Raw genomic sequence first — 19,837 nt, forward strand, 5'->3', positions numbered from 1 at the left:
TTTTTTACTTTTTTGAGGTTATTTCGAGCCACATGCACGCGGGGTAATTGCACGGACTTGAGCACCCATTTGCATTCGAACTGACCAGGAATTTGCGTTGGACTTGACCAGGATGCATCGTAGCCATGAACGGCCGAAACCGGCGAAGAGCGGGCATTTTGCCTGAAGTCAGGTGATCAATGCTTCGCTCTCATTGCGCTTGGTCCGATCCCAGCGAACGTCTCCCGATGTCTTGCTGGCAAGCACGGTGTCGCGACAGCCATGCGCACGATTGAGCTGCACCTCGATGTGATTGAACTGGTTGTGTGTCTGCACCCTTCATCCGTTCTTATTGGTTTAAATCGTTTCTAGCGAAAGTAACTCGACGAAAGTCTGACGACGACGAATAACCCTGACCGAGTCGCCATCCAGCATTAACTCCGGGATTAACGGTCGGGTGTTGTAATTGGATGACATGCTTGCTCCGTAGGCGCCGCAATCATGGAAAACCAGCAAATCATCCACCTGCAGATTCGGCAGCAATTGCTGATCGATTTCGCCGTTGCTCTGCTGAGTGAACACATCGCCAGCCTCGCACAACGAACCAGCCACCACGGTATTGCGCCACAACCCCCGATCAGACACAGGGACTTTCTGAATAGCGGTGATCTGGTGAAAACTGCCATACATGGCCGGTCGTATCAGATCGTTGAAACCGGAGTTCACCAGCACGAAATGATTCGTCCCGACATCCTTTTTGGCCCTGACCTGAGCCACCAGGCACCCGGATTCAGCGACCAGAAGGCGCCCCGGTTCAATTTCCAGCGTCACCGAGTGCCCAAGATGTTCTTCAATCTGGCGACGCGCCAGATCCCAGATCCGGAAGTACTCGTCGATGTCGATCTGCGGATCATCGTCGCGATAGGCGATCGGCAATCCGCCCCCCGCCGAGATCGCCGAAATATCGAACGGACAACGCAGCACGTGCTCGACCATACTCGCGCAGACACGTTGCAGATGCTCGTAATCGACGCCGGAGCCGATGTGCATGTGCAGCCCCACCAACTCCAGACCGTAGGTTTCGATCAGTTGGTAGCATACATCCAGATTTTCATGCCAGTTGCCGTGCTTGCTGTGTTGGCCCCCAGTATTGGTTTTGCGGCTATGGCCATGACCGAATCCCGGGTTTATCCGCAACCAGACTTTATGCCCGGGACTCGCCTTGCCCAGTTGCTCCAGCATTTGCGGTGAGCCGGCGTTGAGCGGAATGTTCAGTTCGATCACCCGCTGTAGCGTCGCTTCGTCCAGGACATCACAGGTGTAAACGATTTGGGCGTGACCCTCATCGTTGCGAAATCCGGCTCTGTGGGCTCGTTCAATTTCGCCCAGTGACACCGCGTCGACCATGGCGCCCAGACTTTTCATCAACTTGAGTATCTGAATGTTCGGGTTGGCTTTCTGCGCATAGCGAATCACGTCGAATGCGTGCAATTGTGCGGTCCGGCGACGAATGGAATCGGCGTCATACAGCCAGAACGGCGTGCCGAACTCGTGCGCCAGTTGGTTGATCAGTGAATCGTTGATGTTGTTCAAAGTGAGGCACCCGTTCAAAGAGCCGGAGGGCTTAATTCGTACCAGACATAAGCTTTTCGGGACGGTTCGAGCACATTCCATTCGCCCTTGTAACCGGCGGGAAAGACCAGTTGCATACCGGGCAAAAACAACACTTGGGTGCCCTGCTCGTCTTCGATCATGATCCGCCCCTCCAGCAGACTGGCGAATTCATGCCCGGTGAAGTTCACCGTAAAACTGCCCACGCTGCATTCCCAGATTCCTACCGAGAATAACCGGTCAGCGCTCTCGAACTGCTTGTGAAAAGTTTGCACCGGACGACCCTGCGTGCACTTTTCCGGTGGTGTTGCGTACTCGATCAATTCCATGGCCGGGTTGGCCAGCGAACGAATGTGGCGATTGTCGAACATGCTTTTATCTCATGAAGAATTTGGCAGGATCGGGTTCAGTTTCGTTCGATTTCAAACAGGTCGGCTGAGAGCCTGGCAGTTTGAAACATGAAGTCAGGTGTGTCCTGATGCTCGATCGGCCAAAACCACTCCACATGGCCTTCACGGGTTTCGAAGTTCTGTGCGTCCCTGTCGGAAAAATCTCCGACGCCTTTGTAAAGACTGAGTTCGTGCACACCCTCGGGCAGTGCAACGGGATTGATACGACCCTATCGGCGCCGCTGAAGAACAGGCACCCGATCGCACATCTTAAGGGAGCAGAGTGGTAGAGGTTTATTTGTCGGGCCAGTGTAATTACATGGCCACTACATTCAAAATATCATTTATTTTGAGGTTCCTTTCATTTTTGATATACCTTGAGCAAGGCTGAAACGGCCCCGCATGCTATGCTCGCTGGCGCTTTTCAAGGGATTCAGGCCGTATCTGTCTTGGGGGATAGAGTGAGATTCAGTTTCAGGCAAGTCGAAATATTCTGGGCGATCATGACCACAGGCAGCGTGACCAAGGCGGCGGCATTGCTCAAAACCTCACAGCCGACCGTCAGCCGTGAAATCGCACGATTCGAGCATGTCCTGGGGCTCAAACTGTTTGAACGAACACAAGCGCGCTTGCAGCCAACCACTCAGGGGCTGAGCTTGTTTGAGGAAGTGAAAACCTCCTATTACGGGCTCGAACGCATCCACAATGCGGCGCAATCGATCAAGAATTTCCAGAGCAGTCTCACGATCGCATGCTTGCCTGCCTTTTCGCAGAGCCTGTTGCCCTATGTGTGTGGTCGGTTCATCAATGCGTTCCCGGAAGTGAACATCAACATCACCCCGCAGGAGTCCCCTCTGCTCGAGGAGTGGATGACGGCCCAACGGCATGATTTCGGGCTGACTGAAAACAGCGAAACGCCGCCAGGTACTCGATGTGAAAACATCTTTACAGGCGATGAAGTGTGCGTGCTGCCATCCAGCCATCCGCTGTGCGGCAAAAAGGTGATTACGCCTCTGGATATGGCCGGTATCAACATGGTCAGCCTGTCGGGTCAGGATCCGTACCGGATCATCCTCGACAAGATACTTGCCGACGCCCAGGTTAAATGTCGCACGGTCATAGAAACCCACAGCGCAGCGGCCGTCTGCTTCTTCGTTCAGCAAAACGTCGGGGTCGGCATCATCAATCCACTGACGGCATTGAGTTTCGCCGATCAGGGTGTGTGCTTGCGGCGGTTTTCGATTTCGATACCATTTTGCGTCAACCTCATCACACCGCTGTATCGGCCACAGACGTCAGTCGCTACGGCCTTCATTGATGAGATGAAGTTGAGCTCCGGTGAGTTGCACCAACAGCTTCACACTTTGCTGGGGTAGCGACGAAGAATGGGATCGGGACCGATCAAATCAGCACTCAGCGTCAGAGGCTTAAGCCATAGCGTCTGAAGCTATTTAACGCCTTGTTCGTAAAGCTGGCCTGTTGTTAACACTTAGCGAGCGCCTAATCATTGGGTTTTCCTTTGGCAAACGCCGCTTGTTGTTCGGCGCTGGCTTCTTGCTGGTATTGGGCTTTCCACTCGGCGTACGGCATGCCGTAAACCACTTCGCGGGCGTCGTCGAGGCTGACTTCGATCTGGCGTTCGTCGGCAGCGGCCTTGTACCACTTGGACAAGCAGTTGCGGCAGAAACCGGAGAGGTTCATCAGGTCGATGTTCTGCACATCCTTGCGGCTGTCCAGGTGGGCGACCAGCCGGCGGAAGGCGGCGGCTTCAAGTTCCAGGCGTTGTTGATCGTTCATGGGGGTCTCTGCGAGACAGCTTCAAGCGGCAAGCTTCAAGCTGCAAGATGGATTGCGGTAGCTGGAAGTTTACAGCTTGAAGCTTGCCGCTTGAAACTAGCGGCTCGCTGCAAGCGTAATCGACACCGACTCGGCGAAACGCAGGGCATGGGGTTTGTCGACTTCGACCTCGGCATACAACACCGATTCATTGGCCATGACCAGATCGAGAATTTCCTGGGTCAGGCGTTCGAGCAGGGCGAAGCGATTGCCCTCCACGTGGGCGATGACCGCCTTGGTGATGGTCCGGTAATTGAGCGCGTGATCGATGTCGTTGTCACGCACCGCTTCCTGGGCGGCATAGAGGATGGTCAGGTTGATCAGCACATCCTGCTTGTTGAGGATTTCATCCTCGTTGATCCCGATGAAAGTCCGCAGGCACAGGTCCTTGACCCGGATACGTGCCATTCCTGGTTGAAGTTGTGGCATTGCTACTTGCTCCGTCCAATCAATTGCAGGAACTCCTGGCGGGTGTTGCTCGACTCGCGGAAGGCGCCGAGCATCACCGAGGTGTTCATGGTCGAATTCTGTTTCTCGACGCCGCGCATCATCATGCACATGTGCCTGGCTTCGATGACCACCGCAACGCCTGCGGCGTCGGTCACCTGTTGCACCGCGTCGGCGATTTGCCGGGTGAGGTTTTCCTGGATTTGCAGGCGACGGGCGAACATGTCCACCAGTCGCGCAATCTTCGACAGGCCCAGCACTTTGCCCGTTGGAATATAAGCCACATGAGCCTTGCCGATGAAGGGCAGCATGTGATGTTCGCAGAGCGAATACAGCTCGATGTTGTCGACGATGATCATCTCATCGTTGTCGGAAGCGAACAGCGCACCATTGACGATCTGTTCGACACTTTGTTCGTAACCATGACACAGGTACTGCATGGCCTTGGCCGCGCGCACCGGGGTCTCGAGCAGGCCTTCGCGATCGGGGTTTTCACCGAGGCCGATGAGGATCTCGCGGTAGCTCTGGGACAGGGATAACGTCATGGAACTTCCTCACGAAGCCGCTTATTTGATGTGCCGTCCGCCGTTGACGGTCAGGGTCGTGCCGGTGACATAAGGATTGTCGAGCAAATAGCGCAGGCTCTGGTAGATCACTTCGCTGCCGGGTTCGATACCCAGTGCCGACTTGGCCAGGGCCTTGGCGCGGTACGCCGCGTCGTCGTCGGGATTGAACAGTAGCAGGGCTGGCGCGATACCGTTGACCTTGATGGCCGGCGCGTACTTGGCGGCAAAAGACAGCGTCAGGTTGTCGAGCCCGGCCTTGGTGGCGCAGTAGCCGATGTGCTTGCTGCTGCCCTTGCGGGTCACGTCATCGCCGATGTGCACGATGTCGGCCGGGCTTGAGCGTTCAAGCAACTCGGCGCAATGCAGGTTGATCAGGTAGGGGGCCAGCATGTGCACGTGGAACATGCGAGTGAAGGCTGCGGCGTCAGTGTCCGGGGTTTCGGCCAGCCATTCGGACGCATTATGCACGATCGCCCGCAGCCGTTCGGTGTGGGTTTTCAGTTCGCCGATGAAGGCGAAGATCCCGGCTTGCGTGGAGAAGTCCGCAAACACCGCGGTCGCCCCCAGGTCACGCAAGGCTTGCACGCCGGGGCGTTCGCTGCGGTAGCTGAAGATCACCGGGTGGCCGTCTTCGAGCAGTCGCTGCGCACAGTGCAGACCAACACGCTGGCCGGCACCGGTGATGAGGATCGGGGCGGAAGAAGAGGTCATGAACGGCTCGCGTCGCAGTGAGAGCAAAACTATACCAGCGACGGGCTCTGAGGTGGCTTTTGTAGCAGCGGTTCGCGGGCAAGCCTCGCTCCTGCGGGGGCAACGGCCGTCGCGATGTGCTGTTCAACCAGCCAGCAAGCATTGTGGTTCATCAACGTCTTGAATAGTCATAGCGCAAGCGCGCTACAATAGGATCCAATTCACATGGACGTAGACTTTCCAATGCCTGTGCTGACCGATGTTTTCCCAACTGTGCAGGGGACTCCCTCCCTTGAACGGGAAGACCTGTTTCCGATTCGTGAAGTGGCGCGCCTGACCGGCGTCAACCCGGTCACGCTACGCGCCTGGGAACGACGCTATGGCCTGATTCAGCCGACACGCACCGACAGCGGGCATCGGTTGTATTCGATGAACGATATCGAGCGGATACGCAGCATTCTCGACTGGATCGAGCGCGGTGTTGCGGTCAGCAAGGTCGGCAAGATACTGGCCAGGACCGCACCGCTGAAGTCTGTTTCGCCCATCATCCCCAATGACCTCGTGCAAGCGGACTACACGCAATGGCAGGAGCAGGTCCAGGCGGCGGTCAGCGCCTTTGACGAAATGCGATTGGAGCAGGTCTACGGGCAGATCTTCGCCAGTTACCCGTTGAATGTGGTGTTCCAGAACATCCTGCTTCCGCTCTGGAGACTGTTGCTGCAACGCCAGCAAGCCTTTGGCCAGACCAGCGAATGGCTGTTCCTGGATGGTTTTCTGCGATCTCGTGTATTGCAACGTCTGCTGCTGGTGCGGGTCATGCAACCGCGACGCGTGATTGTCTGTGCGCTGAACGATCAGTGCCATGAACTGGAACTGCTGTTGGCGGCGCTGTTTCTGAGCAGTGTCGATTCAGCGATTCAAGTGCTGGCGCTGGGTCAGCCATTCGACGAATTGACACTGGTCTGCGACAGGGTCAAGCCCCGGGCGCTGGTGCTGTTTTCCAATCATATGCCAGCACCCGAGCTGCCACGACGCTTGAATCGCCTGGCCTTGAGTCTGGATTGCCAGTTGATGCTGGCGGGGGAAGCGTCCGATCTGGCGCAGGAGAGCCTGGCCGGATCTTCCATTGGTTGTCTGGGGAACGAGGCAATGGTGATGCGCCAGCGGTTGAAGCAGTTCCTGGCAGGCAATCTCGATACTTGAGTTACAGATGCAGGGCGGGATGCGTCAACCGATGCTGCTGCAGGATGAACTGGCGCAGACGCTCGGTCTCGTCCTTGTCGGCCTGATTCAACTGATAGGCATAAAAGCCATTGTCGGTTTCTTTCTCGAAGGTGCCACGCAACGCGATCCGCTCATAGCCTGACGGGCTGAACCACAAGGCGAAATGCTTGGGCGGTTTGGTCTTGTTGCGAGCCTCCAGCAAAACCCCTTTGAACGACACTTCGTGCACCCACATCGTGCCAGGATGGCCTCGGGCATTTTCCAGCGCCACCGGCTCCTCGAGCACCAGTCGCCAGGGCCGGATCATCGGCCCGTCTTCATAGATGCTGGGCACCCCGAGGCGTAGATGCAGCGCGTGAAACTCGTCTTCCACCAGATGCAGCGGAAAGGTCATCTGCTGATTTTCGAAGTTGGCCTGGAGCGTGACTTGCTCATGGGCGGCAAGGCGCGTGAGCAAGTCGCGGATCTGCGAACCACCGTTGACGAGCAGGCTCGACGTCGCATCCCGCACATTGAGTTGCGGGTTGTGCTGCATGGTCTGGATAAAATCCAGCTCATCCTGGGTCAGGAGTGCGTCGCGCTGCATGATCTGCTCGAAGGAAATATGTGTGCACATTCATCGGTGATTCTAGTAAAGGACACTTAATTCGCGATTTGGTTTTCACCGTTCGTCGCTTTGAGTGCCGCAAGCTCGGCCTGAAGCTCTGCCACTTGCGCCTCCAGCTGGGCCACCCGCTGCTGCGCCTTGACCTGAACGCTGACGTCTTTCTGCACACCGACAAAATAAGTCTGCCCGTCGCTCGGATTTTTCACCGTCGAAAGCGACAGCTCGTTCCAGAACGGTGTGCCGTCCTTGCGGTAGTTCCTGAGGATTTCCCTACAGCTACCGCCACTGCGCAATGCCTCTCTGATCAACGGCAGGGCTTCCTGGTCGCGATCCCCGGACTGAAGAAAACGGCAATCCTGGTAGAGGATTTCTTCGCTGGTATAACCGGTCAAACGTTCGAACGCCGGGTTGACGTAAATCAGGATGTTATCCTGCTCGCCTTCCTTTTCGGCAATCACGATGCCGTCGTTGGAGGCGTTGATCACCATTTGCAGCAGTTGGGCGTTGATCATTGGAGAATCCTTTCCAGATTGATTGAGCGCAGCATTCTAAAAGAACTCTAGCGGCCTTCAATGCTAAATGAGAGGTAATCGCAGCTTTTTTGCTGCGGCTGTTAATATCCCCCTCTTTTTACTCAGCTTCAGGATCAGATTGATGAAAGTCGCCATCCTTTCCGGCTCGGTGTACGGCACGGCAGAAGAAGTCGCCCGGCACGCCGCGAGCATTTTGAACGCCGCGGGCTTCCAGGCCTGGCACAACCCCCGTGCGAGTCTCGCCGATGTCCAGGCCTTTGGCCCCGAAGCCTTCCTGGCCGTGACCTCGACCACCGGCATGGGCGAGCTGCCGGACAACCTGCAGCCGTTGTATTTCGCCATTCGCGACCAGTTGCCAGCGGCCTGGCGTGGCTTGCCGGGCGCCGTGATCGGTCTGGGCGATGCGAGCTACGGCGACACCTTCTGTGGCGGCGGGGAACTGATGCGTGAACTGTTCGGCGAACTGGGCATTCGCGAAGTCCTGCCCATGCTGCGCCTGGACGCCAGCGAAAGCGTGACCCCGGAAACCGACGCCGAGCCCTGGCTGGCGGAATTGATCAGCGCTCTGCGGGGCTGATCGGCCGCTCGCGCAGCAGTGCGAGCCAGGCTTGAGCCGCTTTTGACAAGTAAGCACCCTGACGCCAGATAAAGGCGATATCCCAGCGCAGATAGTCCGGAGCGTTCAAGGTCAGGCGGACCACGCCTGGCCGCTCCAGTCCGCGGGCCACCACGCGCGGCAACAACACCACGCCTTGGCCGGCTGCCACCAGGGCTGCGAGAAAGTCCGCCTGGCCACTGCGTCCGCCTTCCTTCGGCGTGAATCCCAGTTGCTGGCACGCTTGCAGCAAGCGATCGTTGAGCACGAAGCTGCGCTGATACAGCAGAAACGGCGTATCGGCCAGCTCCTGCAACCCGATCACAGTCCGCATCGCCAGCGGATGATCGACCGGCAGCAGGGCGTCCAGCGGTTCGTCGCAAAAGGGCTGGAAGGCAAACTGCGGATCCTTGGTCAACAGGCTGCCACCCAACTCCAGTTCACCGCTCAATACGGCCTGTTCAATGTTCAGGCTGCCGCCCTCAAGCAATTGAATGCTGATATTCGGGTAGCGCCGCCGGTATTCGGCAAACAGGCCGGCGAAGAGCGCATCGCTGCCCAGTAACGGCAGGCCCAGGCGCAATTCCCCGCGGGCCAGCTGGCTCAGATCATCCAGCTCGCTGAGCAGTTCGTTGCGCAGGCGTAACATGCCCTCGGCCCGTTGCAGGACCACGCTGCCGGCAGCAGTCAGGCGAAGCTGTGAGCCCAGCCGTTCGAGCAGCGGTGTGCCAAGGCTCTGTTCCAGCTGTGCCACCTGCTTGCTCACCGCCGACTGGCTGATATGCAAGGTCTTGGCGGCTTGAGTGAAACCACCCTGGTGCATGACCTCGACGAAGCTGCGCAGCTGTCTGAATTCCATGTTCGTGATTCCAATATGGAATGGCTTCAAGTCTAACAATTCGCTTCGGCGATAGCAGCCCGCTCCGTAAAATGATCTTCTGTGAGGATCGAAGACATGAACCTGAAATATCTGACTCGACTGGCGACTGAATTGGCCGTGCTGCTGGGCATCTACCTGCTCGGCTGCCAGATGGCCGAATGGTTGGCCTGGCCGATACCCGGTGGGGTGATCGGCATGGTGCTGTTGTTGCTGGCGTTCGCATCGGGCGTGGTCAAGCCGGCGACCCTGCAAACGGGCGCGGGACTGCTGATGGCCGAGATGCTGCTGTTCTTCATTCCGGCGCTGATGAGCCTGCTCGATTACGGCGCACTGCTGCGCGCCGATGGCTGGCGGATTCTGCTGGTGATCGGGGTCAGCACGCTGATGGTGATGCTGGTGACCGCCTTTACCGTGGAGCTGGTGGTGCGGTTGAGCAGGTCCCATGAAGCTTGAGCTGATGCCGATGTTCTGGCTGGCCTTCACCGTGCTGGCCTATCTGTTCAGCCGCTGGATCTATCGGCGCACCGGTCGTTACCTGCTGTCGCCATTGATTCTGGTCCCGGCGCTGCTGCTGGCGCTTGCCGTGCCGCTGCACACCGCTTATGCCGAATACTCGAGCAATACCCACTGGCTGATGCTAGTGCTGGGACCGGTCACCGTCGCCTTCGCGATACCGATCTGGCAACAGCGGCAGATGCTGATGCGCCACTGGTCGGCCTTGTTGCTCGGAATGTTGGCGGGCAGTGCGGCGTCCATCGGCAGTTCGTTCGGTCTGGCCAAGGCACTGGCCCTGGACAGCTCGGTGACGATGTCCCTGGTACCGCGTTCGATTACGACACCTTTTGCCATGCCGCTGGCTCACGATTTGGGTGGCGTGCCGGAATTGACCGCGGTGTTCGTGATGTTCACCGGCGTGTTCGGGGCGATGCTCGGTGGTGTCCTGCTCAAGTGGCTGCCCCTGCGCAGTGCCTTGGCGCGAGGCGCCTTGTTTGGCGTCGGCGCTCACGGGGCCGGGGTCAGTCGGGCCCATGAAGCGGGAGGTGAAGAAGGCTCGGTGGCGGGGTTGGTCATGGTTCTGACGGGGCTGTTGAACCTGTTCGCTGCACCCTTGCTGGCGGCGGTACTTTGACACGGATCCCGTTTGGTGGAGCACTGACTCGCTAGGCCACCAAGCTGGCTGCGAATGCAACTACAGGATCGCTGGAGGCTGACTAGACTCGGTAGTCATTGGCAACACTCCATAATAAAAAAACCGAGGTTCCTTGCCGTGAGCGTAACCCCTGTGCAATCGCCCCCCAGTGTCAAAGACCAGGTCAGTGCCGCCGAGTGGCAGACCCGCGTCGACTTGGCTGCCTGCTATCGTCTGGTCGCCCTGCATGGCTGGGATGACCTGATTTTCACGCACATTTCGGCCAAAGTGCCGGGCACCGAAGATTTCCTGATCAACCCGTTCGGGCTGATGTTCCACGAGATCACCGCCTCGAGCCTGGTCAAGGTCGATCAGGCGGGTAACAAGCTGATGGCCAGTCCCTACGAGATCAACCCCGCGGGCTACACCATCCACAGCGCCGTGCACGAAGTGCGTCATGATGTCGTTTGCGTCCTGCACACCCACACGGCGGCCGGCGTTGCGGTGTCGGCGCAGAAGCAAGGCGTGTTGCCGATCAGCCAGCAATCGTTGTTCGTCCTGTCCAGCCTGGCTTATCACGCCTATGAAGGTGTCGCGCTGAACCATGAAGAGAAAGCCCGACTGCAAGCCGACCTCGGTGACAACAATTTCCTGATGCTGCACAACCACGGTCTGCTGACCTGTGGCAGCACCATCGCCGACACCTTCCTGATGATGTTCAACTTCCAGCGCGCCTGCGATATCCAGGTGCTGGCGCAGAACGGTGGCGCCGAGCTGATTGCCATCGAACCGCAGGTTCTGGCGGGCGCCAAGGCCATGATCGCCGGCGTCACCAAAAGTACTCAAGGCATGGGTGGCGCGCTGGCCTGGCCAGCGCTGCTGCGCAAACTCGATAAACTGGACACGGGTTATAAACTCTGATGCCTCTCGCCGAGATCCCCCTGTGTGTCTGGCGCAAGCGCGCCCAAACGTTGATATTCCGTGGCCAGACCATCCGTTACTGGACGGCGGGGCAGGGTGAGCCGCTGTTGCTCATCCATGGCTTCCCGACCGCCAGTTGGGACTGGCATTACCTGTGGCAACCCCTGGTCCAGCGGTATCGGGTGATTGCCTGCGACATGCTTGGCTTTGGCGACTCCGCCAAACCGCAGGACCATGAATACAGCCTGCTCGAGCAGGCGGATCTGCAGCAGGCGTTACTGGCGCATTTGAACGTCGAGCAGCCGGTGCATGTGCTCGCCCACGATTATGGCGACAGTGTCGCCCAGGAACTGTTGGCCAGGCATTACGAAGCGCGCGCTCATATCGCCAGCTGCGTATTCCTCAACGGCGGCCTGTTCCCCGAAACCCATCGCCCGGTACTGATGCAAAAACTATTGCTCAGCCCCTTGGGCTGGATGATCGGGCGAGCCTTTTCCCGGGACGGCCTGGTGAAGAGTTTCCGGCAGGTCTTCGGTCCGCAGAGCCGACCCACCGAAAGCGAGATGGATGATTTCTGGAGCCTGGTCGAGAGCAATCACGGGACACGGGTCTTGCACAAGTTGATCGCCTATATCCCCGAGCGACGAGTGCAGCGCGAGCGCTGGGTCGGTGCGATGCAGCGCGGTGAAGTGCCGCTGCGGGTGATCGATGGCGAGGTCGATCCGGTCTCCGGGGCGCACATGGTCGAGCGCTATCGGGAGTTGATCGCGAACCCGGACACGGTCCTGTTGCCTGGCATCGGCCACTACCCGCAGACCGAAGCGCCGGGACTGGTGCTCAAGCACTATCTGGAATTTCGCGATCAGCAGCTTTCGCCGCCGCGCAAGGTGGCGTGTTCCTGATTTCTACTGAGGCAAAGCAGCTGTTGTGGCGAGGGAGCTTGCTCCCGCTGGGCTGCGAAGCAGCCCCGAACCATTCAATGAGGCGAGTCAGGTACATTGATTCATAGGGGGGTGCGACTGCTGCGCAGCCGAGCGGGAGCAAGCTCCCTCGCCACAGGTTCTTTGCAGCCCATCAGCGCACTCATCATCCCTCAGCCTTATCGCACACCATTCAGCCTCCCCCGTGTTCATTGTGACCAGCATCGCCGTGCCTGACACTCGGCCCCATTGTCCCTGGCCTGCTGGAGTCCCCCAATGAACGAGTCTGTGCGCTTCGAAGATAAAGTCGTGATTATCACCGGTGCGGGTGGCGGCCTGGGACGGGCGCATGCGCTATTGTTCGCCAAGCAAGGCGCCAAAGTGCTGGTCAACGACCTCGGCGGCTCGACCCAGGGCGAAGGCTCAAACGCTTCGGCGGCAGACCGCGTGGTGGCCGAAATCCGCGAGGCGGGCGGCATTGCCGAGTCCAACCATGACTCCGTCACCGACGGCGAAAAAATCGTCCAGCACGCCCTCGACGTGTTCGGCCGGGTCGACGTCGTGGTCAATAACGCCGGGATCCTGCGGGACAAGACCTTCCACAAGATGGAAGACGGCGACTGGGACCTGGTTTACCGGGTCCACGTCGAAGGCGCCTACAAAGTCACCCGCGCCGCCTGGCCGCATCTGCGCGAGCAAAACTACGGCCGGGTGATCTTCACCGCATCGACCTCGGGCATCTACGGCAACTTCGGCCAGTCCAACTACGGCATGGCCAAGCTCGGCCTCTACGGCCTGACCCGCACCCTGGCCATCGAAGGCCGCAAGAACAACATCCTGGTCAACGCCATCGCCCCCACCGGCGGCACCCGCATGACCGAAGGCCTGATCCCGCCGCAAGTCTTCGAACAACTCAAACCGGAACTGGTCAGCCCGCTGGTGGTGTACCTGGCCAGCGAAAACTGCCAGGAAACGTCAGGACTGTTTGAAGTCGGTGGCGGCTGGATGGGCAAGGTCCGCTGGGAACGCAGCCTGGGCGCCGGGTTTGATCCACGGGTGGGGTTCTCGCCGGAAGACGTGGCGGCGCATTGGCAGCAGATTTGTGATTTTGAAGGGGCGGTGCATCCGAAGGACAATATTGAGGCGCTGAAGGAGATGATGGGGAATTTGCAGAGGTATTCGATTTAGGAGCTGAGGCTACCAAGCCGCTGGGCGAGCAGCTTGGTAGTTATTGCAGGGGCGTATTAGACGTATCGTTGCTCTACGAAGAAGGCAGGAGCTTTCCAGTTGGGACCTTTCACGGCGATCGGGCCATCGCCATTAGCCAGTACGCCTTTTTCAAATAGCCTTGCGTAGGTTTTTAGCAACTCACCACTTTCTATTACTTCATGCCGATAACGACCAAACATTCTGTCCAGTGAAGGAATTGCGGATCCAAGGGCGAAAACAGTAAGGATATCTTCCACTGTTTCATTTTTTACAATCTGCTCAACTACACTCATTGATTAACTCCTTTTAAAAGATTTCTAAAAAACAGCTCATCCTGTCGGTCGGCCGCCGTGATGGCTTCTTTGGTGTAGAGCAATGATTCGACGTCTTGCAGCTTGTAATCCTCAAGTGTTGCGGTGTGCGCATTGTTCCAGCTGGGCGAGTCTTTTTCGGGTTTGAATTTGTCACTCAGTCCCATGGCTCTGAACCTTTCCAGTTCCCGAATTTCATGAGTATAGTACCGTCGATCTGTATCGGATATATCCAACGCGCCTTTCAGTATGTTTTCTAGACGCTGAATCATCACTTCATTGGCATCAGATTGATCGAGTCGCGCAATATGCAGTTTAACTAAATCAATTCCTTGCCGGGTGAGCACTGCTGTACGCCAGTCCAAATGAAGAATAGGTCCACCCGCTTGCTCCGGGTTGAAATCGCGCTCACTGTATTTACCTTTGACAGTTGCACCCTCATATGGGCTGTTGAACACGATGTAAAGAGGTGGAATACCCGAATCAGCTGGAAAAACATTGATGAAGCCACCAAAGCTGTATAAGTCCAACTCCGGAAACTCATCGAGCCTTCCTTCCAGTGCCGTCACGGTGGCGCCGTCATAGACAGCAATTTTCTGCTCGTCCGCTGGCAACGTAGTGGACGCATCGTTAGGCGTTACAATCGGCGTCCAGGTCATGCCAATGGATGGCACATCCGGGTTGTAGGACTTGTAGATGTTCAGGCCTGGATCGAAAGCGGCGAGCCGCACCGGCACTTTGGCCGGCACCGTCGTGCCGTTTGTGGCGGCGACAAAGAACTCCGTTGTGTTACCCACAGTTCTGGAGCCCACAGCTACCGGCAGAGCGATCTCCCCATTGGCCTCGGCAATCGCCTGCAAGTCATGGGGGGCGTGGGGTGTGAGGTCCGTTAGCGGCACGCTCAGGGTGTAGAGGTCACTGTTACCCAGCGGCGAGGGCAACAGCAGCGCGGCAAACCCGCCAACAACCGCACCTGCCGATGCTGCCGCTGCCGCAATCACAGCTTTGACGGCTGCGCGCAAACTGGTCTGGATGGCCAGGGTGGTCGCCGTGCTGGTAGAGACGGCTCCCGCCGCTACGGTGGTGGCCCAAGTGGCGTTCGCATATTCATATCCTTTTGATTTTTTGCGAAATTTGACATGTGATTTTGTTGGTGTGCTTTAGCCAGTTGATGTTGATCGGCTTATTAAAATTTATATCAAGTTTTATAGTGATGGGTCTGAGAGATATGTAAGGCTTTACTTTGAGTTCTGAAGGATGTTTCCACAAGTCTTGAGTGAGAGCGATATTGCCCCTCCCATAAAAATAAATTTCTTACACTGCCATAGGAAATCTCTTGTAGGATCGACTGTATAGCAGTTGCTGTTGCTATCGCTGCCATCAAAATACTGGAAAAAGGCCGCAGTGAACTCCGTGGCCAATTGAATGCTTATCAAGAAAAATACTTACGAACCAACGCCACCAGATTCGCCGCCGTATGCGCATCCATAATTCCGTCATAATTTTCTGGTCGAAAGTGCAGCTGAAATGCCCGAACAAGGTGCATGAAGCCTTGCTCGGTTGTCGCTCCGGAAACGTCATACCCATAAGTCTTGAATAATTCGATAAGCTCGCTTCGGGCGGGAATGCCGGACTTGGTGTATTGCTGCAGGCATGCGTCTCGAGTGTCCTGGTCGAACCAGGCACCGATACCTTTCAGGTAAAGGGCATGCCAGGAAAATTGCGGTCCCGGGTCACTCTTGCGACCGATCGCAATGTCGGAGTGGCCCAGGACATGAGTGGGGTTGATATCCGGATAGCGTTCCAGGATGTTCAATGCCAGCGCTTCAACTGCTGCCATCTGCGCTGGATGATAGGGCGGAAAATTGAACTTGCCTTGGTTGTCAGAAGCAAGGTTGACGATTTCCATGCCGATGGAAGCGTCATTCAGATAAATCCGTTCGCCCCAGCGGCTGACGCCCGCATGCCAGGCGCGAATGGTTTCGTCGACCAGGTTGAAAACTTTCTGCCCGGTATGGTCTGCTTTAATGTAGCTCTGGTCCGTCATGTCAGGCACCAGATAATGGGCGCTGACATCCGGGCCGGTCAGCACTTTTAGCGAACTGGCAAAGTTGCCGGCTGTATAGTGAAAGATCAGAAATTGTATCTGATTTTTAAAGCTTTTTGTGCAGTGAGTATTTTTGTAATCAGTCGATATCATGGAAGCGTACTCTTAATGAATAAAGTTGACGGCAGCGCACGATTGCAAATGAACGTTGGCTGCTATTAACTTCAAGCATTGGGTGCTTCACATGTTTACAGAGTCATGTAGTCACTTTCCGAAAGTCACGTAGGCGATGGAAAAGTTTCGCCCATAAAAAAGGCCGCTGCAAACGCAGCGGCCAAAGTAAGACGTTGGATCAAGGAGCAACAAATCAACGTCAGTGAACACGGGGCGATGAGTCGAAATCTTCAATTCATCTGAATTCGTCACCAATGGAAGGGATCGATCACCGGCCATTGGTTCTGTGCTTTCAGGCGGTTTGCCGTGAAAGCCCGCTTAGAATAAGCCTTTGTCCGCAAAGGAAAAATAGCACTTTACGACATGCACTGTTGCGGTTTGGGTAACAGTTGCTGACCCATCGCCGCTGCGCCATGCCCTGTGCTGATGACCCTCCATCCAGCTCATCCATGTCCCTGGCAAACCCCATTCTCCCAAGGCCATTCATCCTTTCGAGCGACACCACGAATACCTCCTTGGTGCGCTTATCGGTCCCGTCATGCAGCAGTAGGGTGTGGCCTTCTGTCACTCACCGGGGAAGACGCATGACAAAAACAACAATGCGCGCCATCTTCAAACCGCAGGCGCTGGCCGCCGCGGTAGCCTTGGGGTGCTGTGCCCAGGCGCAGGCCGTTTCATTCAACGTTGGCGAAATCGAGGGGACCTTCGACTCCTCCCTGTCCGTCGGCGCGAGCTGGGGCATGCGCGATGCCGACAAGTCGCTGGTGGGCACCGTCAATGGCGGGACCGGCCAGGCGTCGACCGGTGATGACGGGCGGCTGAACTTCAAGAAAGGCGAGACTTTTTCGAAGATCTTCAAGGGGATTCACGATCTCGAACTGAAGTACGGCGACACCGGGGTATTCGTCCGTGGCAAGTATTGGTACGACTTCGAATTGAAGGACGAGGATCGCGAATTCAAGCCGATCAGCGACCACAATCGCAAGGAAGGCTCCAAGTCTTCCGGCGCGCAGATTCTCGATGCCTTCGTCTATCACAACTATTCCATTGCCGACCTGCCGGGCACTGTGCGTGCCGGCAAGCAGGTGGTCAGTTGGGGTGAAAGCACCTTCATCGGCAACTCGATCAACAGCATCAACCCGGTCGACGTTTCGGCGTTCCGTCGCCCTGGTGCCGAGATCAAGGAAGGGCTGATCCCGGTGAACATGCTGTTCGCTTCCCAGGGCCTGACCGACAAACTCACGGTGGAAGGCTTCTATCAACTGGAGTGGGACCAGACCGTTCTCGACAACTGCGGCACCTTTTTCGGCGGTGACGTGGCGGCGGACGGTTGCACCACGGGATACACCGTGGCCAGCCCGGCCATCGCGCCATTGCAACCGGTCGCCGCAGCGTTTGGCCAGGGTTTCCAGGTCGGCAGGGAAGGCGTGATTGTTCCCCGCGGCGGTGACCGCGACGCCCGCGACTCCGGGCAATGGGGCACGGCGTTGCGCTGGTTGGGCGACGACACCGAATACGGTCTGTACTTCATGAACTACCACAGCCGCACGCCGAATGTCGGAACCACGACCGCAGGCCTGGGCACGCTGTCACAGATCCCGGCCATCGTCGGTACCGCCAACGCGATTGCACCCGGCACGGGTTCGGCCTTGGCTCAGAGTGTGATGCTCGGTCGCGGCCAGTACTACCTCGAATACCCGGAAGACATTCGCCTCTACGGCGCGAGCTTCTCCACCACCTTGCCTACCGGCACCGCATGGACCGGCGAGATCAGCTATCGACCCAACGCTCCGGTGCAGATCAACAGCACCGACCTGACGCTGGCGCTGCTCAACCCGATCGCCGGTGGCGCGGCATCGCCTATCGCGACCACGCCGGGGGCCGACAACAAAGGTTATCGGCGCAAGGAAGTGACGCAGATCCAGAGCACCCTGACCCACTTCATCGACCAGGTGATGGGTGCGGACCGGCTGACCCTGGTGGGTGAGGCGGCCGTCGTTCACGTCGGTGGGCTGGAAGGTCGCTCCAGGCTGCGTTATGGCCGCGACTCAGTGTATGGCCAATACGGTTTCCGTGGTGATACCGACGGTTTCGTCACGTCCACCTCCTGGGGATACCGCGCCCGCGCCATCCTGGATTACAACAACGTCATCGCCGGGATCAACTTCAAACCCAACCTGTCCTGGTCCCATGACGTCGCCGGTTACGGCCCCAACGGGTTGTTCAACGAAGGCGCCAAGGCGATCAGCGTCGGCGTCGATGCCGACTACCGCAACACCTATACCGCGAGCTTGAGTTACACCGATTTCTTCGGCGGTGACTACAACACCCTGGAAGATCGCGACTTCATGGCGTTGAGCTTTGGCGTGAACTTCTGATTTGGCTGAGAGGATAATTTCAATGCGCAAGATGATTCTGCAATGCGGCGCCCTGGCCCTGAGCCTGTTGGCTGCCAACGTGATGGCCGCGGTGTCGCCGGAAGAAGCGAACAAACTCGGTACCAGCCTGACCCCACTGGGTGGCGAGAAGGCCGGCAACGCCGACGGCTCGATTCCGGCCTGGACCGGTGGCCTGCCGAAAAACGCCGGTGCGGTGGACAGCAAAGGTTTTCTGGCCGACCCGTTCGCCAATGAAAAGCCGCTGTTCACCATCACCGCCGCGACGGTGGACAAGTACAAGGACAAGCTCTCCGATGGCCAGATAGCGATGTTCAAGCGCTATCCCGAGACCTACAAGATCCCGGTGTATCCAACCCACCGTACCGTGGCCGTCCCAGCGGACATCAACGAGTCGGCCAAACGCAGCGCCTTGAACGTGACGCCGATCAACGACGGTAACGGCCTGGCCAATTTCACCGGCAATCGCTATTACGCCTTTCCGATTCCGAAGAATGGCGTCGAGGTGATCTGGAACCACGTCACCCGTTATCACGGCGGCAACCTGCGTCGCACCATCACCCAGGCAACACCCCAGTCCAATGGTGATTTCACGGTCATCCGCTTCAAGGATGAGGTCGCCGTGCCCTCGCTGCTGGGGGATTTGAAACCGGGCAGCGATGAGAACGTGCTCAGCTATTTCAAGCAGGAAGTCACCGCGCCGGCGCGGCTGGCGGGCAATGTGTTGCTGGTGCACGAGACCCTCGACCAAGTCCAGGAACCGCGCAAGGCCTGGATCTACAACGCCGGACAGCGACGCGTACGACGTGCGCCGCAAGTCGCCTATGACGGCGTGGGTACCTCGTCCGACGGGCTGCGGACCACCGACAACTTCGACATGTTTTCCGGTGCACCTGATCGCTACGACTGGAAGCTGATCGGCAAGAAAGAAATGTACATCCCGTACAACAGCTACAAGCTCGACTCACCCAAACTCAAGTACACCGACGTGATCCAGGCCGGGCACATCAATCAGGACCTGACCCGGTATGAGTTGCACCGGGTCTGGGAGGTGGTCGCTACGGTCAAGCCGAACGAGCGGCACGTCTATGCCAAGCGTCACATGTACATTGATGAAGACAGCTGGCAGGTGGCGCTGGCCGATCACTACGACGGACGTGGCCAGCTCTGGCGCGTCGCCGAAGGGCACGCTCAGTTCTACTACGATCACCAGGTCCCGGCCTATACCGTTGAAGCGCTGTATGACCTGATCGCCGGTCGCTACATTGCGCTGGGGATGAAGAACGAGGAGAAGCGCAGCTTCGAGTTCGGTGTCGCTGCTAAATCGGGAGACTACACGCCAGCAGCCTTGCGGAGTACGGGGGTGAGGTAAT

Annotated in this window: 22 protein-coding genes; 10 read left to right on the top strand and 12 right to left on the bottom strand. The window is 57.7% G+C overall.

Annotation, left to right across the window (positions count from 1 at the left end):
* Positions 1 to 336 precede the first annotated feature (336 nt).
* Together lysA and ACA041_RS04145 are read right to left on the bottom strand one after the other, a co-directional pair.
* On the bottom strand, positions 337 to 1,572 hold the full coding sequence (gene lysA, locus ACA041_RS04140; protein WP_497439990.1) for a diaminopimelate decarboxylase: 1,236 nt from the start codon (positions 1,570 to 1,572) through the stop codon (positions 337 to 339).
* A 14-nt stretch (positions 1,573 to 1,586) separates the two neighbouring features.
* A complete protein-coding gene (locus tag ACA041_RS04145) occupies positions 1,587 to 1,961 on the bottom strand; it encodes a cupin domain-containing protein (RefSeq protein WP_497439991.1) in 375 nt (124 codons plus the stop codon).
* A 395-nt stretch (positions 1,962 to 2,356) separates the two neighbouring features.
* On the opposite strand from ACA041_RS04145, the gene ACA041_RS04150 reads away from it, so the two are divergent.
* A complete protein-coding gene (locus ACA041_RS04150) occupies positions 2,357 to 3,355 on the top strand; it encodes a LysR family transcriptional regulator (protein WP_497439992.1) in 999 nt (332 codons plus the stop codon).
* Positions 3,356 to 3,479: 124 nt separating this feature from the next.
* Here the strand turns inward: ACA041_RS04150 and ACA041_RS04155 are convergent, their stop codons facing one another.
* From ACA041_RS04155 to folM, 4 genes are all read right to left on the bottom strand, one after another.
* The gene (locus ACA041_RS04155) at positions 3,480 to 3,776 is read right to left on the bottom strand and encodes a DUF1244 domain-containing protein (protein WP_461984293.1); all 297 of its coding nucleotides are present in this window, start codon (positions 3,774 to 3,776) and stop codon (positions 3,480 to 3,482) included.
* A gap of 96 nt (positions 3,777 to 3,872) precedes the next feature.
* Positions 3,873 to 4,244, bottom strand: coding sequence for a dihydroneopterin triphosphate 2'-epimerase (gene folX, locus ACA041_RS04160; protein WP_497439993.1), 372 nt, complete (start codon positions 4,242 to 4,244; stop codon positions 3,873 to 3,875).
* Positions 4,245 to 4,246: 2 nt separating this feature from the next.
* A complete protein-coding gene (gene folE, locus ACA041_RS04165) occupies positions 4,247 to 4,807 on the bottom strand; it encodes a GTP cyclohydrolase I FolE (RefSeq protein ID WP_497439994.1) in 561 nt (186 codons plus the stop codon).
* A 21-nt stretch (positions 4,808 to 4,828) separates the two neighbouring features.
* A complete protein-coding gene (folM, locus tag ACA041_RS04170; protein WP_497439995.1) occupies positions 4,829 to 5,539 on the bottom strand; it encodes a dihydromonapterin reductase in 711 nt (236 codons plus the stop codon).
* A 222-nt stretch (positions 5,540 to 5,761) separates the two neighbouring features.
* Here folM and ACA041_RS04175 point away from each other — a divergent pair, with 222 nt between their 5' ends.
* A complete protein-coding gene (locus ACA041_RS04175; RefSeq protein ID WP_497442005.1) occupies positions 5,762 to 6,721 on the top strand; it encodes a MerR family transcriptional regulator in 960 nt (319 codons plus the stop codon).
* A gap of 1 nt (position 6,722) precedes the next feature.
* Here the strand turns inward: ACA041_RS04175 and ACA041_RS04180 are convergent, their stop codons facing one another.
* Positions 6,723 to 7,328, bottom strand: coding sequence for a hypothetical protein (locus ACA041_RS04180; RefSeq protein ID WP_497439996.1), 606 nt, complete (start codon positions 7,326 to 7,328; stop codon positions 6,723 to 6,725).
* A 56-nt stretch (positions 7,329 to 7,384) separates the two neighbouring features.
* Positions 7,385 to 7,861: a PAS domain-containing protein gene (locus ACA041_RS04185; RefSeq protein ID WP_497439997.1), complete on the bottom strand. Its 477-nt coding sequence runs from the start codon at positions 7,859 to 7,861 to the stop codon at positions 7,385 to 7,387.
* Between the two features lie 142 nt (positions 7,862 to 8,003).
* Here ACA041_RS04185 and ACA041_RS04190 point away from each other — a divergent pair, with 142 nt between their 5' ends.
* The gene (locus tag ACA041_RS04190; protein ID WP_497439998.1) at positions 8,004 to 8,459 is read left to right on the top strand and encodes a flavodoxin; all 456 of its coding nucleotides are present in this window, start codon (positions 8,004 to 8,006) and stop codon (positions 8,457 to 8,459) included.
* On the opposite strand, the gene ACA041_RS04195 is transcribed toward ACA041_RS04190, so the two are convergent.
* Positions 8,440 to 9,336, bottom strand: coding sequence for a LysR family transcriptional regulator (locus ACA041_RS04195; protein ID WP_497439999.1), 897 nt, complete (start codon positions 9,334 to 9,336; stop codon positions 8,440 to 8,442). The two genes, ACA041_RS04190 and ACA041_RS04195, sit on opposite strands and share 20 nt — an antisense overlap.
* Positions 9,337 to 9,432: 96 nt before the next feature.
* On the opposite strand from ACA041_RS04195, the gene ACA041_RS04200 reads away from it, so the two are divergent.
* From ACA041_RS04200 to ACA041_RS04220, 5 genes are all read left to right on the top strand, one after another.
* Positions 9,433 to 9,810: a CidA/LrgA family protein gene (locus ACA041_RS04200; protein WP_497440000.1), complete on the top strand. Its 378-nt coding sequence runs from the start codon at positions 9,433 to 9,435 to the stop codon at positions 9,808 to 9,810.
* Entirely contained in the window at positions 9,800 to 10,486 is a 687-nt protein-coding gene (locus tag ACA041_RS04205; protein ID WP_497440001.1) for an LrgB family protein, read from the top strand. Before ACA041_RS04200 ends, ACA041_RS04205 begins: the two co-directional genes overlap by 11 nt.
* A 138-nt stretch (positions 10,487 to 10,624) precedes the next feature.
* Positions 10,625 to 11,407 carry a class II aldolase/adducin family protein gene (locus ACA041_RS04210; RefSeq protein ID WP_497440002.1) on the top strand — a complete coding sequence of 261 codons (783 nt, stop codon included), beginning with the start codon at positions 10,625 to 10,627 and terminating at the stop codon, positions 11,405 to 11,407.
* The gene (locus ACA041_RS04215) at positions 11,407 to 12,309 is read left to right on the top strand and encodes an alpha/beta fold hydrolase (protein ID WP_497440003.1); all 903 of its coding nucleotides are present in this window, start codon (positions 11,407 to 11,409) and stop codon (positions 12,307 to 12,309) included. Before ACA041_RS04210 ends, ACA041_RS04215 begins: the two co-directional genes overlap by 1 nt.
* Positions 12,310 to 12,603: 294 nt before the next feature.
* Positions 12,604 to 13,515 (top strand): SDR family oxidoreductase, encoded by a 912-nt coding sequence (locus ACA041_RS04220; RefSeq protein WP_497440004.1) that lies wholly within the window; start codon positions 12,604 to 12,606, stop codon positions 13,513 to 13,515.
* A gap of 56 nt (positions 13,516 to 13,571) precedes the next feature.
* Here the strand turns inward: ACA041_RS04220 and ACA041_RS04225 are convergent, their stop codons facing one another.
* From ACA041_RS04225 to ACA041_RS04235, 3 genes are all read right to left on the bottom strand, one after another.
* Positions 13,572 to 13,829, bottom strand: coding sequence for an immunity protein (locus ACA041_RS04225; protein WP_497440005.1), 258 nt, complete (start codon positions 13,827 to 13,829; stop codon positions 13,572 to 13,574).
* Entirely contained in the window at positions 13,826 to 14,869 is a 1,044-nt protein-coding gene (locus ACA041_RS04230) for an S-type pyocin domain-containing protein (RefSeq protein WP_497440006.1), read from the bottom strand. The genes ACA041_RS04225 and ACA041_RS04230 overlap by 4 nt, the downstream gene beginning before the upstream one ends.
* 410 nt (positions 14,870 to 15,279) lie before the next feature.
* On the bottom strand, positions 15,280 to 16,047 hold the full coding sequence (locus ACA041_RS04235; RefSeq protein ID WP_497440007.1) for an N-acetylmuramoyl-L-alanine amidase: 768 nt from the start codon (positions 16,045 to 16,047) through the stop codon (positions 15,280 to 15,282).
* 605 nt (positions 16,048 to 16,652) lie between these two features.
* Here ACA041_RS04235 and ACA041_RS04240 point away from each other — a divergent pair.
* Both ACA041_RS04240 and ACA041_RS04245 read left to right on the top strand, forming a co-directional pair.
* A complete protein-coding gene (locus ACA041_RS04240; RefSeq protein WP_497440008.1) occupies positions 16,653 to 18,446 on the top strand; it encodes a DUF1302 domain-containing protein in 1,794 nt (597 codons plus the stop codon).
* Positions 18,447 to 18,468: 22 nt separating this feature from the next.
* Positions 18,469 to 19,836, top strand: coding sequence for a DUF1329 domain-containing protein (locus ACA041_RS04245; protein ID WP_497440009.1), 1,368 nt, complete (start codon positions 18,469 to 18,471; stop codon positions 19,834 to 19,836).
* Position 19,837 lies beyond the last annotated feature (1 nt).

The sequence above is a fragment of the Pseudomonas sp. LBUM1676 genome, from assembly GCF_059695605.1.

What these genes read in the sequence shown, in the direction of transcription:
- ACA041_RS04145 (WP_497439991.1), bottom strand. Translation starts at nt 1,961, where the DNA reads ATGTTCGACAATCGCCACATTCGTTCGCTGGCCAACCCGGCCATGGAA.
- ACA041_RS04155 (WP_461984293.1), bottom strand. Translation starts at nt 3,776, where the DNA reads ATGAACGATCAACAACGCCTGGAACTTGAAGCCGCCGCCTTCCGCCGG.
- folX (WP_497439993.1), bottom strand. Translation starts at nt 4,244, where the DNA reads ATGCCACAACTTCAACCAGGAATGGCACGTATCCGGGTCAAGGACCTG.
- folE (WP_497439994.1), bottom strand. Translation starts at nt 4,807, where the DNA reads ATGACGTTATCCCTGTCCCAGAGCTACCGCGAGATCCTCATCGGCCTC.
- folM (WP_497439995.1), bottom strand. Translation starts at nt 5,539, where the DNA reads ATGACCTCTTCTTCCGCCCCGATCCTCATCACCGGTGCCGGCCAGCGT.
- ACA041_RS04175 (WP_497442005.1), top strand. Translation starts at nt 5,762, where the DNA reads ATGCCTGTGCTGACCGATGTTTTCCCAACTGTGCAGGGGACTCCCTCC.
- ACA041_RS04180 (WP_497439996.1), bottom strand. Translation starts at nt 7,328, where the DNA reads ATGCAGCGCGACGCACTCCTGACCCAGGATGAGCTGGATTTTATCCAG.
- ACA041_RS04185 (WP_497439997.1), bottom strand. Translation starts at nt 7,861, where the DNA reads ATGATCAACGCCCAACTGCTGCAAATGGTGATCAACGCCTCCAACGAC.
- ACA041_RS04190 (WP_497439998.1), top strand. Translation starts at nt 8,004, where the DNA reads ATGAAAGTCGCCATCCTTTCCGGCTCGGTGTACGGCACGGCAGAAGAA.
- ACA041_RS04195 (WP_497439999.1), bottom strand. Translation starts at nt 9,336, where the DNA reads ATGGAATTCAGACAGCTGCGCAGCTTCGTCGAGGTCATGCACCAGGGT.
- ACA041_RS04200 (WP_497440000.1), top strand. Translation starts at nt 9,433, where the DNA reads ATGAACCTGAAATATCTGACTCGACTGGCGACTGAATTGGCCGTGCTG.
- ACA041_RS04205 (WP_497440001.1), top strand. Translation starts at nt 9,800, where the DNA reads ATGAAGCTTGAGCTGATGCCGATGTTCTGGCTGGCCTTCACCGTGCTG.
- ACA041_RS04215 (WP_497440003.1), top strand. Translation starts at nt 11,407, where the DNA reads ATGCCTCTCGCCGAGATCCCCCTGTGTGTCTGGCGCAAGCGCGCCCAA.
- ACA041_RS04220 (WP_497440004.1), top strand. Translation starts at nt 12,604, where the DNA reads ATGAACGAGTCTGTGCGCTTCGAAGATAAAGTCGTGATTATCACCGGT.
- ACA041_RS04225 (WP_497440005.1), bottom strand. Translation starts at nt 13,829, where the DNA reads ATGAGTGTAGTTGAGCAGATTGTAAAAAATGAAACAGTGGAAGATATC.
- ACA041_RS04235 (WP_497440007.1), bottom strand. Translation starts at nt 16,047, where the DNA reads ATGATATCGACTGATTACAAAAATACTCACTGCACAAAAAGCTTTAAA.
- ACA041_RS04240 (WP_497440008.1), top strand. Translation starts at nt 16,653, where the DNA reads ATGACAAAAACAACAATGCGCGCCATCTTCAAACCGCAGGCGCTGGCC.
- ACA041_RS04245 (WP_497440009.1), top strand. Translation starts at nt 18,469, where the DNA reads ATGCGCAAGATGATTCTGCAATGCGGCGCCCTGGCCCTGAGCCTGTTG.